Genomic DNA, 12,511 nt, shown 5'->3' with positions numbered 1-12,511 from the left:
GGGTTATGGGCCGGCCACGCGAGCGGACTCAGCGCTTCTCGAGCTCCTCGGCGACGAGGAACGCGAGCTCCAGGCTCTGCATGTGGTTCAGGCGCGGGTCGCACAGGCTCTCGTAGCGGGTGGCGAGGCCCTCTTCGTCGATCTGCTCGGATCCGCCCAGGCACTCCGTGACGTCGTCGCCGGTGAGCTCGACGTGGATGCCGCCGGGGAACGTCCCGACCGCGCGGTGCGCCTCGAAGAAGCCGCGCACCTCGTCGACGACGTCGTCGAAGCGACGCGTCTTGTAGCCGGTCGGCGTGGTGATGCCGTTGCCGTGCATGGGGTCGGTCACCCACAGCGGGGTCGCGCCGGAGTCGCGGACGGCCTCGAGCAGCGGCGGCAGGGCGTCGCGGATCGTCCCCGCGCCCATGCGCGTGATGAACGTCAGGCGCCCTGGTTCGCGGTTCGGGTCGAGCTTGTCGATCAGCGCGAGCGCCGTCTCGGGCGTCGTCGTGGGGCCGAGCTTCACGCCGATGGGGTTGCGGATCTTCGAGAAGTAGTCGACGTGCGCGCCGTCGAGGTCGCGCGTGCGCTCCCCGATCCACAGGAAGTGCGCGGAGGTGTTGTACGGCGTGCTCGTGCGCGAGTCGATGCGGGTCATCGGGTGCTCGTAGTCCATGAGCAGGCCCTCGTGACCGGTGAAGAACTCGACGCGCTTGAGTTCGTCGAAGTCCGCGCCCGCCGCCTCCATGAACTTGATGGCGCGGTCGATCTCGGCCGCCATGCGCTCATAGCGCTGGTTCGCGGGGTTCTGCGCGAAGCCCTTGTTCCACGAGTGCACTTCGCGGAGGTCGGCGAAACCGCCCTGCGTGAACGCCCGGATGAGGTTCAGCGTGGATGCTGCGGTGTGGTAGCCCTGCAGCAGACGGCCGGGGTCGGCCTGACGCGAGCCCTCGGTGAAGTCGTAGCCGTTGACGATGTCGCCGCGGTAGGCCGGGAGGGTGACGTCTCCGCGGGTCTCGGAGTCGCTGGAGCGGGGCTTGGCGAACTGGCCGGCCATGCGCCCCATCTTCACGACGGGCATGGATGCGCCGTAGGTGAGCACGACGGCCATCTGCAGCACGGTCTTGATCCGGTTGCGGATCTGCTCGGCCGTCGCCCCGGCGAACGTCTCGGCGCAGTCGCCGCCCTGCAGCAGGAACGCCTCGCCGGATGCCGCACGGGCGAGCCGGTCGCGGAGGTTGTCGACCTCACCGGCGAACACGAGCGGCGGGAGCGCGGCGATCTGCCGGGAGATGTCGGCCACGCGCTCAGCGTCGGGCCACGTCGGCTGCTGCTTGATGGGGAGGTCGCGCCAGGTGTCGAGAGCGTGCTGAGGCATCTGCCCAGCTTACCGGCGCGGCGCGCAGCGCCGTGCCGTCATGACAGCCGCGGCATCCGCTCCTTGACCGACGACGCGTAGACGTCGTCGTACTCCTGCTCGCCCAGTCGCTGGAGGGCGACCATGATCTCGTCGGTGACCGATCGGAGGATGTAGCGGTCGTTCTCCATCCCGGCGTAGCGGGAGAAGTCGAGCGGCTCTCCGATGACGATCCCGACGCGCACGACCCGTGGGACGGTCCGGCCGATCGGCATCGCGGTGTCGGTGTCGACCATGACGACGGGGATCACCGGCACCTTCGCCTCAAGGGCCATGCGCGCAAGCCCGGTGCGCCCGCGGTACAGCTTGCCGTCGGGACTGCGGGTACCCTCCGGATAGATGCCGAGCAGATCGCCGCGCCCGAGCACCTGAAGTCCGGTGTTGAGCGACGCTTCGGAGGCCTTGCCTCCCGAGCGGTCGATGGGGATCTGCCCCGTCGCCTTCATGAAGTTCTTGGTCGCCCAGCCCTTGAGGCCGCGCCCGGTGAAGTAGTCGCTCTTCGCCAGGAACGACATCGGCCGGTCGATGAGCAGCGGAAGGAAGATCGAATCGGAGACCGAGAGGTGGTTGCTCGCGAGGATCGCCGCACCGTTGCGGGGCACGTTGGCTCGGCCCACGATCCACGGGCGGAAGACCGCCTTGACGATGGGGCCAACCACCACGTACTTCATCAGCCAGTAGAACATCGTCTGGAAGTCTATCTCCGGGGTGTCGGACCGACATCATCACCGCGTCGACGACCTTCCCGAGGCGTGCGACTGAGTCTCACTTGATACGCTACTGAATACCAAAACCCACCGGGTTCGCATGAGGTTGTGCCCTAGACTCAGGGAAAGCCGTGCCCGACCGGTACCGAAGGAGCTGCCGTGGTCCAATTCGAAGTCCCCGCGATCGTCCCCGCCGACCCCGAGGCGAACATCACCGATCTTCTGGTGAAGCGCGTCGAGGCCACCCCCAACCTCGCGCTGTTCTCCGTCCCCGACGGCTCCGGCTGGCGCGACATCTCCGCCGCCGACTTCCAGACCGCGGTCATCGCGCTCGCGAAGGGCTTCGTGGCAGCCGGCGTCCAGCCCGGTGACAAGGTCGGATTCCTCGCGCGCACCACGTACGAGTGGACGCTGGTCGACTTCGCGCTCTTCTACGCCGGCGCCGTGATGGTGCCGATCTACGAGACCAGCTCCCCCGGCCAGATCCAGTGGATCATGGAGGACTCCGGCGCGATCGCGATCATGCTCGAGTCCGCTGATCACTTCGCCAAGTTCGACGAGGTGCGCGGCGACCTCCCGCTCGTCCGCGACGTCTGGCAGATGCATCTGGGCGCCATCGACACGCTGACCGCCGCCGGCACGGGCGTCGAGGATGCCGAGATCGAGCGACGCCGCAACATCGCCGTCGGCTCCGACATCGCGACCCTCATCTACACCTCGGGGTCGACGGGCCGCCCGAAGGGCTGCGTGCTCACGCACAGCAACTTCGTCGAGCTCGCCCGCAACTCGGCGAAGTCGCTCGACAAGGTCGTGCAGACGCCCGGAGCATCCACCCTGCTGTTCATCACGACCGCCCACGTCTTCGCGCGATTCATCTCGATCCTGGACGTCCACGCCGGTGTGCGCACCGGGCACCAGCCCGACACGAAGCAGCTGCTGCCAGCGCTCGGCTCGTTCAAGCCGACCTTCCTCCTGGCCGTGCCGCGTGTGTTCGAGAAGGTCTACAACTCCGCCGAGCAGAAGGCCGAGGCAGGCGGCAAGGGCAAGATCTTCCGCGCCGCGGCCGCTGCCGCGATCGAGCACTCGCGACTGCTCGAAGAGGGCCAGAAGATCCCGTTCGGGCTGAAGATCAAGTTCGCCCTGTTCGACAAGCTCGTCTACGGCAAGCTGCGCGAGGCGATGGGCGGCAACGTCCAGTACGCCGTCTCGGGCTCCGCTCCCCTCGGACCCCGCCTCGGGCACTTCTTCCACAGCCTGGGCGTCGTGATCCTTGAAGGTTACGGCCTCACCGAGACGACGGCCCCTGCCACGGTCAACGTCGCCGACAAGACGAAGATCGGCACGGTCGGCCCTGTGCTCCCCGGCGTCGGCGTGCGTCTCGCCGAGGACGGCGAGATCGAGGTCAAGGGCATCAACGTGTTCCGCGAGTACTGGAACAACCCCGAGGCGACCGCCGATGCGTTCGATGACGGCTGGTTCCGCACCGGCGACATCGGCAGCTTCGACTCCGAGGGCTACCTCACGGTCACGGGCCGCAAGAAGGAGATCATCGTCACGGCCGGCGGCAAGAACGTCGCTCCGGCAGCGCTCGAGGACCCGATCCGGGCGAACCCGATCGTCGGACAGGTGGTCGTGGTCGGCGATCAGAAGCCGTTCATCTCGGCTCTCATCACTCTCGACCCGGAGATGCTGCCGACATGGCTCGGCAACAACGGTCTCCCGGCCGACATGTCGATCGCGGATGCCGCGAAGAACGAGGCCGTCCGCGCCGAGGTGCAGCGTGCCGTCGACATCGCGAACAAGAGCGTCTCTCGTGCGGAATCGATCCGCAAGTTCACGATCCTCGACACGGAGTGGACCGAGGCGAGCGGTCACCTCACCCCGAAGATGTCGATCAAGCGCAACGTGATCGTGTCGGACTTCGCCGACCAGATCTCGGCGATCTACGACGAGCCGGTGCAGACGACGAACGTCGCGATCGGCTGAGCACCCGACGAAGAATGCCCCGGTTTCGGCCGGGGCATTCTTCGTGCACAGACCCCGTCTTGCCGACGAGACCCCGTCATATCAACGTGATTACGACGGGGTCTCGTCGCTGAGACGGGGTCTGTGGGAAGCAGGTGTCAGAACCAGTCGCTCTCGCGGATCTCGCGCATGGCCGTCTTGCGGTCCTCCGGAGCGAGACGCGAGAGGTACAGCATCCCGTCGAGGTGATCGGTCTCGTGCTGGAGAGCCTGTGCCAGCAGCCCCTCCCCCTCGAGCACGACCGGTTCGCCGTCGAGGTCGATGCCCTCGACCCGAGCCCACGGGTGGCGCAGCGCGTCGTGCCAGAGACCGGGAACCGACAGGCATCCCTCACCGGTCGGCACGGGCTCGCCGCGCACCTCGGTGAGGACGGGATTGATGACGTAGCCGACGTCGCCGTCGATGTTATAGCTGAACGCCCGCACCGCGACGCCGATCTGCGGAGCTGCGACCCCGGCACGGCCGGGGAGCTTCACACTGTCGACGAGGTCGGCGATGAGCGAGCGCACACCGTCGTCGATCTGCTCGACCGGCGAGCACTTCGTGCGCAGGACGGGGTCGCCGAAGACACGGATCTCGCGAACGGTCATCAGGCGGCCTTCGCCCGCAGGCTCTCGACGAGCACAGCCGCGAGCTCACGAGCCGCCTGACGCGTCTCGGGCTGCAGGTTGGCGAACACGATGGCCCCGCCGCCGGCGATCTGCGCGTCGTACGGCATCCGCACGACATGCTTGGCGCGGGTCTTGAAGTGCGCCTCGAGCTCGTTCAGGCGCACCAGAGGGCTCCCGGGCGTCGATTGGTTGAGCACGATGATGGCGTTCCGCGCCTGCTCCTCGTGGCCGTTGGTCTCGAGCCAGGTCAGCGTCTCGGACGCCAGGCGCGCTTCGTCGACGCTGAGCCCCGACACGATGACGATCTGATCGGCCAGGTCGAGTGTGGCCCCCATCACCGAGTGCACGATGCCGGTTCCGGTGTCGGTGAGCACGAGCGAGTAGTAGTGCGCGGCGACGCCGGCGACATTGCGGTACTCCTCGTCGCTGAAGGCCTCGGCGATGTGCGGATCGGTGTCGGATGCCAGCACGTCGAGGCGCGTGGAGTCACGGGCGACGATCGCGGAGAGGTCGTGGTAGCCGTTGACCTCGTCGTGGATCCTGACGAGGTCCCGCACCGACTTGCCCCCCGGGGCCCGCACGATGCGGTCGGCCAGGGTGCCGCGGTCGGGGTTCGCGTCGACGGCGATGACGCGGTCCTCGCGTGCGTCTGCGAGCGCCATGTCGAGCAGTGCGGTGACGGTCGTCTTTCCGACGCCGCCCTTGCGCGAGAGCACGGGGACGAAACGCGCGCCTCCGGAGAGGGCATTCGCGATCCGAGCGGTGAGGGCCTTGCGCTCACGTGCCCGCTTGCCGTCACCGATGTTGATGCGCCGCCCCGAGATCGAGTAGAGCAGGTGACTCCACGCGCCCTCGGGCTCGGGCTTGGTCAGCTGACTCGGGTTGAGGAGGCGGTCGGGCGTCAGCAGGTCGGCGGTCTCGCGGGACGACTGCCCGGCCTGCTCCCCGAACCGCTTGGCCGTCAACGCGATCTCGGGTGCGGGGGCTGCGGGCTTCGCGGCGGGAGCGGCAGGGGCGGCGGGAGCCACCGCTGCCGCCGGTGCGGGTGCGGCCGGTGCCGGCGCCGGGGTGGCCTCGGGCTCGTCGAGGACGTCCTCCACGACCTCGGGCTCCCCGACCGGCTCGGGCTCCTCGATGGGCACCGATTCTTCGACGGGCTCTGCCTCCTCGGTCACCTCGACCGCATCCACAGCACTGACGGCGGCAACCGGATCCGCAGCATCCTCATCCTCGTGAGCGGTCTCGATCTCACCGACGAGGATCTCGCCTGAGAACTCGCCGTCGACGATGTCATCCTCGGTCAGGTCGTCGTCCTCGTCCGCGCTGGCGGGCAGCGTGACGCTCACCTGCGAGGTGTGCCCGAGGATGCCGAGCGCGGTCGTGTCGAGCGATGCGGCCTCGTCGAGGATGCCGAGATCGTCGTCCTCCGAGGGGGAACTGTTCTTCGATGTCACTGTGTCACTCCAAGCTTGTGCGAGCGTGTCGCCCGCACAAGATTACTTGGCGGGGGTGATCACGACCAAAAGATCCCCGGCATCGACCTGCTGAGTGGAGGCGATCGCCAGCCGCTCGATGACACCGTCGACGGGTGCGGTGATCGCCGCCTCCATCTTCATCGCCTCGATGGATGCTACCGGTTCGCCGGCCCGCACGGACGCGCCGACGTCGACCTTGAGCGAGACCACACCGGAGAACGGGGCCGCCACCTGACCGGGCTGCGAGCTGTCTGCCTTCTCGGCCTCGTGCGTGTCGACCGCGACCGATCGGTCGCGCACGAACACCGGACGGAGCTGCCCGTTGAGGGTCGTCATGACGGTGCGCATGCCTCGCTCGTCGGCCTCGCCGATCGCTTCGAGGCCAACGTAGAGCTGCACGCCGCGGTCGATCTCGACGAGGTGCTCCTGCCCCTGGACGAGTCCGTACAGGTAGTCGGCCGTGTCGAGCACGGAGAGGTCGCCGAACAGCTCGCGCTGCTGCGCGAACTCCCTGGTCGGGGCCGGGAACAGCAGCGTGTTCAGACGCTCGCGCCGCTCCGTGCTCGATCCCGCCAACGCCGTCTCGTCGTCGGCCGAGATCTCGGTGAGTCCGGTGCGCACCGTGCGGCCGGCGAGCACCTTGCTGCGGAACGGCTCGGGCCACCCGCCGGGCAGGTCGCCGAGCTCACCCGCCATGAAGCTGACGACCGAATCGGGGACGTCGTACTTCTCGGGGTTCGCCTCGAAGTCCGCGGGATCTGCCTTGACTGCGGCAAGGTGCAGCGCGAGGTCGCCGACGACCTTGGACGACGGCGTGACCTTCGGCACGCGACCGAGGATGCGGTCGGCCGCGGCGTACATGTCCTCGATGAGCTCGAAGTCCGAGGCGAGCCCGAGCGCCTTGGCCTGCTGACGCAGGTTCGAGAGCTGACCACCCGGGATCTCGTGGTGATAGACACGTCCGGTGGGGCCGGGAAGCCCGGATTCGAAGGGCGCGTACTGGTTGCGAACGGCTTCCCAGTACGGCTCGAGGTCCGAGACGCCGGCGAGATCGATGCCGCTGTCGCGCTCGGTGTGCGCCAGCGCCGCGACGAGCGACGAGAGCGAGGGCTGACTGGTCGTCCCCGATAACGGGGCGGATGCCGCATCCACGGCGTCCACGCCCGCAGCGCTGGCCGCGAGCAGGGTCGCGAGCTGCCCGCCGGGGGTGTCGTGGGTGTGCAGGTGCACCGGCAGGTCGAAGCGCTCGCGGAGCGCGCGCACCAGCGTGGCGGCGGCCCCGGGGCGCAGGAGCCCGGCCATGTCCTTGATGGCGAGGATGTGGGCGCCGGCATCCACGATCTGCTCCGCCAGGCGCAGGTAGTAGTCCAGCGTGTAGAGGTCTTCGGCGGGGTTCAGCAGGTCACCGGTGTAGCAGAGCGCGACCTCGGCGACGGCGCTGCCGGTGGCGCGCACCGCGTCGATCGCCGGGCGCATCTGCGCCACGTCGTTGAGCGCGTCGAAGATGCGGAAGATGTCGATGCCGCTCGTCGCCGCCTCGCTGACGAACGCCTCGGTCACCGCCGTCGGGTACGGCGTGTAGCCGACGGTGTTGCGGCCGCGCAGCAGCATCTGGATGTTGATGTTCGGCAGCGCCGCCCGCAGCTTGTCGAGTCGCTCCCACGGGTCCTCGCCGAGGAAGCGGAGGGCGACGTCGTACGTGGCTCCGCCCCAGGCCTCGACAGACAGCAGACCGGGGGTCAGACGCGCCAGGTACGGGGCGGCGGCGGCGAGGTCGCGCGTGCGCACGCGTGTCGCCAGCAGCGACTGGTGCGCGTCGCGGAACGTCGTGTCGGTGATCGCGAGGGCTGACTGCTCGCGCAGGGCGCGGGCGAAGCCCTCAGGGCCCAGCTCCTGGAGCCGTTGGCGCGAACCCGCGGGAGGCTCGGCAGCCAGGTCGATGCTCGGGAGCTTCGCAGCCGGGTCGATCACGCCGGGGTGGTCGCCGTTGGGCTTGTTGACCGTGACGTCGACGAGCCAGTTCAGCAGCTTGGTCCCGCGGTCCTTTGACACGCGTCCCTGCAGCAGGTCGGGGCGTTCGTCGATGAACGAGGTGCTGATGTCACCGGCGATGAACGCGTCGTCGGCGAGGAGCGCCTGCAGGAACGGGATGTTCGTCGAGACGCCGCGGATGCGGAACTCCGCGAGTGCCCGGCGCGCCCGTCCCACGGCCGCTTCGAAGTCGCGACCGCGGCAGGTGAGCTTGGAGAGCATGGAGTCGAAGTGCGGGCTGATCTGCGCACCCTGGTGCACGGTGCCGCCGTCGAGGCGGACACCGGCGCCGCCGGGCGAACGGTAGGTGGTGATCTTGCCGGTGTCGGGGCGGAATCCCTGCGTCGGATCCTCGGTGGTGATGCGGCACTGCAGCGCGGCGCCGCGCAGATGGATGCTGTCCTGCTGCAGCCCGAGGTCGGCGAGCGTCGCTCCGGCCGCGATGTGCATCTGCGCCTGCACGAGGTCGACGTCGGTGACCTCCTCGGTCACGGTGTGCTCGACCTGGATGCGCGGGTTCATCTCGATGAAGACGACCTCACCGGCCCGCTCCCCTGCGGTCTCGAGGAGGAACTCGACGGTTCCGGCGTTCTCGTAGCCGATCGACCGGGCGAACGCGATCGCGTAGCCGTGCAGCGCGGTCCGGATGCTGTCGTCGAGGTTCGGAGCAGGTGCGATCTCGACCACCTTCTGGTGGCGTCGCTGCACCGAGCAGTCGCGCTCGAACAGGTGAACCGTCTCGCCGGTCTTGTCGGCGAGGATCTGCACCTCGATGTGGCGAGGACGCACGACAGCCTGTTCGAGGAACATGCGCGGGTCGCCGAACGCGCTCTCGGCTTCGCGCATCGCCTCGGCGAGCGCGGCCGGGAGGTCGGCCTTCTTCTCCACGCGGCGCATGCCGCGGCCGCCGCCGCCCGCGACGGCCTTCGCGAACACCGGGAAGCCGATCTCGTCCGCCTGGGCGACGAGGGCGTCGACGTCGTCGGATGCCTCGGTCGAGCGCAGCACCGGCACGCCGGCCTCGATCGCGTGCCGCTTGGCTTCGACCTTGTTGCCCGCCATCTCGAGGACGGCAGAGGGCGGGCCGATGAAGACGATGCCGTTCGCCGCCGCCTTCTCGGCGAGCTCGGGGTTCTCGGAGAGGAACCCGTAGCCCGGGTAGATCGCATCGGCGCCCGACTCGAGCGCGACCCTGATGATCTCGTCGACGCTCAGGTACGCGCGCACGGGGTGGTCGCGCTCGCCGATCTCATATGCCTCGTCGGCTTTGAGCCGGTGCTGCGACCCGCGGTCCTCATACGGGAACACGGCAACGGTCCTGGCCCCCACCTCGAACGCCGCTCGGAAGGCGCGGATCGCGATCTCGCCGCGATTGGCCACAAGGATCTTCTGGAACATGCACACCTCTGGTAGCTCGATGCGCGGCGCAGTCGACGCACATGGGGCGGGGCTGAGTGTTCTCCAAGCCTAGGGGAAGGTAACGTGGTCTCCGTGCACGTACTCAGCGTCAGCTCTCTCAAAGGCGGTGTCGGCAAGACGACCGTGACCCTCGGATTGGCCTCTGCGGCCTTCGCCCGGGGTGTCCGGACTCTCGTCGTCGACCTGGACCCGCAGTCCGACGTCTCCACCGGCATGGACATCCAGGTCGCCGGTCGACTCAATGTCGCGGATGTGCTGGCCAACCCCAAGGAGAAGGTCGTCCGCCAGGCGATCACCTCCAGCGGCTGGGCGAAGGTGCACCCCGGAACCATCGACGTCCTCATCGGCAGCCCGTCGGCCATCAACTACGACGGTCCGCACCCGAGTGTCCGCGACGTCTGGAAGCTCGAGGAGGCACTGGCCTCCGTCGAGAGCGACTACGACCTCGTGCTCATCGACTGCGCCCCCTCGTTGAACGCGCTCACCCGCACGGCGTGGGCAGCGAGCGACCGGGTCATGGTCGTCACCGAACCGGGGCTCTTCTCGGTCGCCGCCGCCGACCGCGCCCTGCGCGCGATCGAGGAGATCCGCCGCGGCCTCTCCCCCCGTCTTCAGCCGCTGGGCATCGTCGTCAACCGCGTGCGCCCGCAATCGATCGAGCACCAGTTCCGCATCAAGGAGCTGCGCGACATGTTCGGCCCGCTCGTGCTCTCCCCTCAGCTGCCGGAGCGCACGTCGCTGCAGCAGGCGCAGGGAGCGGCCAAGCCGCTGCACATCTGGCCGGGCGACTCCGCACAGGAGCTCGCCGCCGACTTCGACCTGCTCCTGGACCGTATCGTGCGCACCGGCCGCGTCCCCGTCCCGGAGACCGGCGCCCAGGCCTGATCACACGCCCCAAGACGGCAAGGCCGCGCCGAGACAGCGCGATCTCGTTGCTGTCTCGGCGCGGCCTTGCTGCTTCGCTGATGTAGGAGCGGCTGCGCGTCAGGCGGAGCGCTTGGCGCGGCGCGCGCTGAGCTCGTCGACGGGGTCCGGCGCGGTGGGGTCGAACTCCACGAGCGTGGACTCCACCTCGCGAAGGACCTTGCCGACGGCGATGCCGAAGACGCCCTGGCCGCGGCTGACGAGGTCGATGACCTCATCGTTCGAGGTGCACAGGTAGACCGAAGCGCCGTCGCTCATGAGCGTCGTTCCCGCGAGATCGCGGATGCCGGCTGCGCGCAGCTGATCGACGGCCGTGCGGATCTGCTGCAGCGAGATGCCGGTGTCGAGCAGACGCTTGACGAGCTTGAGGACCAGGATGTCACGGAAGCCGTAGAGACGCTGCGACCCGGATCCGCTGGCGCCGCGCACGGTCGGCTCGACGAGCTCGGTGCGCGCCCAGTAGTCGAGCTGGCGGTAGGTGATACCGGCGGCACGGGCTGCGACAGCACCGCGGTAGCCGACCTCGTCGTCCATCGCCGGAAGGCCGTCGGTGAAGAGGAGTTCGGTCACGAACCGCGGGTCGCCTGCACGCTCATCCGCATTCATATGACTTCCTCTCTGACGGGTTACCCCCACGCTAGAGCAGTGCCCTGCCCCGGGCAACGACATCCGCTTCGCTGTGGGGGTGTGTCGCAACCTGTTCGTTACGAAAGCACGCGGGCGAGTGCTTCTTTGACGAAGGCCGCCCTGACCTCACTGATCTTGCCCGCCAGTTCCGGACCCATCTCACGCGCCTTGCCGCGGGACGCGGCATCCGTCCTGCGCAGCAGCGCAGACATGGCCGACTCGATCAGCGACACCTCGCGCTCCGCGCTCTGGCGGACGGTCCGAAGGTGACGCGGCTCGATGCCGTGACGGTCCAGTGCGACGAGGCCGCGCAGCAGCGTGACGGTCGACTCGGGGTAGGTCTCGGCCGCCGCGATGATGCCGGTGCTGATGGCGTCGTTGAGGATCTGCGGCCCTGCTCCCGCTGCGGAGAGCAGCTCCTCACGACGGTACCGGCGCGGCGCCGGGGTGATCGAGGGCGGCGGGGCGAACGCGAGTCCGGTGTCGCCGTTCGCCTCGGCCTCGTCCAGCTGCTCGCGGATCACGCTGAGCGGCAGATAGTGATCGCGCTGGAGGGTGAGTCCGAGCCGCAGCCGCTCGATGTCGGACGGCGAGAACTTGCGATAGCCGGACTCCGTGCGCGAGGGCGTGACGATGCCCTGAACCTCGAGGAACCTCAGTTTGCTGGAGGTGAGGTCGGGGAATTCCGGGGTGAGCCGTGCGAGGACCTGACCGATGCTCAGGAGCCCCGCGGACGCAGAGCGATCGCGGGCGGGAAGCGCCGCCATCAGTCGGACGCCACCGCGAGGTCGGCGGGCGAGATGAAGAAGTTCAGACGGAACTTGCCGATGCGCAGCTCAGACCCGTTGACGAGCTCGCTGCGGTCGACGCGCTCCCCGTTGACGTACGTGCCGTTGAGCGAACGCTGGTCGATGATCTCGAACGAGCGACCCGAGCGCGTGATCTCGGCGTGACGGCGCGAGACGGTGACATCGTCGAAGAAGATGTCGGCTTCAGGATGCCGCCCGATGGTCGTGACGTCGGTGTCGAGCAGGTAGCGGGCCCCTGCCATCGCGCCCGAGCGCACGAGCAGGAGAGCCGAGCCGGTGGGCAGCGCCGAGATCGCGGACTGCTCGACCTCGGTCAGCTCCGCGCCGAACGGGACGAAGGAAAGGTCGGAGTCGTGTCCGAATGTCTGCGTGGCGTCGTGCCGCTGCTCGCCGTCGCGGTGAATCGACGCGTCGCGAGCCGGTCGGCTTTCGAAATCTGTCACGGTGGCCCTCCTTCCGATCCAGACTAACGGATCGCGCGACC

10 protein-coding genes are annotated in these 12,511 nt (G+C 68.6%); 2 read left to right on the top strand and 8 right to left on the bottom strand.

Annotated features, from left to right (window positions below):
• Positions 1-28: 28 nt before the first annotated feature.
• On the bottom strand, positions 29-1,360 hold the full coding sequence (locus HWX58_RS11995; protein WP_175988035.1) for a class II 3-deoxy-7-phosphoheptulonate synthase: 1,332 nt from the start codon (positions 1,358-1,360) through the stop codon (positions 29-31).
• A 38-nt stretch (positions 1,361-1,398) separates the two neighbouring features.
• Positions 1,399-2,085 (bottom strand): lysophospholipid acyltransferase family protein, encoded by a 687-nt coding sequence (locus tag HWX58_RS11990; RefSeq protein ID WP_175988033.1) that lies wholly within the window; start codon positions 2,083-2,085, stop codon positions 1,399-1,401.
• Positions 2,086-2,265: 180 nt separating this feature from the next.
• Between HWX58_RS11990 and HWX58_RS11985 the strand changes: the two genes are divergently transcribed.
• Positions 2,266-4,092: an AMP-dependent synthetase/ligase gene (locus tag HWX58_RS11985; protein ID WP_175988031.1), complete on the top strand. Its 1,827-nt coding sequence runs from the start codon at positions 2,266-2,268 to the stop codon at positions 4,090-4,092.
• Between the two features lie 137 nt (positions 4,093-4,229).
• Here the strand turns inward: HWX58_RS11985 and def are convergent, their stop codons facing one another.
• From def to HWX58_RS11970, 3 genes are read right to left on the bottom strand one after another with little or no spacing between them, the layout of a single operon-like run.
• Complete coding sequence (gene def, locus HWX58_RS11980) at positions 4,230-4,721, bottom strand: peptide deformylase (protein WP_175988029.1); 492 nt, start codon at positions 4,719-4,721, stop codon at positions 4,230-4,232.
• Complete coding sequence (locus HWX58_RS11975; RefSeq protein ID WP_175988027.1) at positions 4,721-6,196, bottom strand: MinD/ParA family ATP-binding protein; 1,476 nt, start codon at positions 6,194-6,196, stop codon at positions 4,721-4,723. Before HWX58_RS11975 ends, def begins: the two co-directional genes overlap by 1 nt.
• A 42-nt stretch (positions 6,197-6,238) precedes the next feature.
• Complete coding sequence (locus HWX58_RS11970) at positions 6,239-9,646, bottom strand: pyruvate carboxylase (protein WP_175988025.1); 3,408 nt, start codon at positions 9,644-9,646, stop codon at positions 6,239-6,241.
• A 93-nt stretch (positions 9,647-9,739) separates the two neighbouring features.
• On the opposite strand from HWX58_RS11970, the gene HWX58_RS11965 reads away from it, so the two are divergent.
• Positions 9,740-10,552 (top strand): ParA family protein, encoded by an 813-nt coding sequence (locus HWX58_RS11965; RefSeq protein ID WP_175988125.1) that lies wholly within the window; start codon positions 9,740-9,742, stop codon positions 10,550-10,552.
• Positions 10,553-10,651: 99 nt separating this feature from the next.
• Here the strand turns inward: HWX58_RS11965 and HWX58_RS11960 are convergent, their stop codons facing one another.
• The 3 genes from HWX58_RS11960 to HWX58_RS11950 all read right to left on the bottom strand — a co-directional run bounded on the left by HWX58_RS11960 (position 10,652) and on the right by HWX58_RS11950 (position 12,470).
• Entirely contained in the window at positions 10,652-11,197 is a 546-nt protein-coding gene (locus tag HWX58_RS11960; protein WP_175988023.1) for a MerR family transcriptional regulator, read from the bottom strand.
• A gap of 98 nt (positions 11,198-11,295) precedes the next feature.
• Positions 11,296-11,985: a transcriptional regulator FtsR gene (ftsR, locus tag HWX58_RS11955; RefSeq protein ID WP_175988021.1), complete on the bottom strand. Its 690-nt coding sequence runs from the start codon at positions 11,983-11,985 to the stop codon at positions 11,296-11,298.
• Positions 11,985-12,470 carry an FHA domain-containing protein gene (locus HWX58_RS11950; protein WP_227530745.1) on the bottom strand — a complete coding sequence of 162 codons (486 nt, stop codon included), beginning with the start codon at positions 12,468-12,470 and terminating at the stop codon, positions 11,985-11,987. The genes ftsR and HWX58_RS11950 overlap by 1 nt, the downstream gene beginning before the upstream one ends.
• Positions 12,471-12,511 lie beyond the last annotated feature (41 nt).

This window comes from Microbacterium tenebrionis (genome assembly GCF_903645325.1).
In the GTDB taxonomy this organism is placed as follows: domain Bacteria; phylum Actinomycetota; class Actinomycetes; order Actinomycetales; family Microbacteriaceae; genus Microbacterium; species Microbacterium tenebrionis.
Note: the sequence above shows the minus strand (reverse complement) of the source record. Positions and strands in the feature narration are given on the sequence as shown.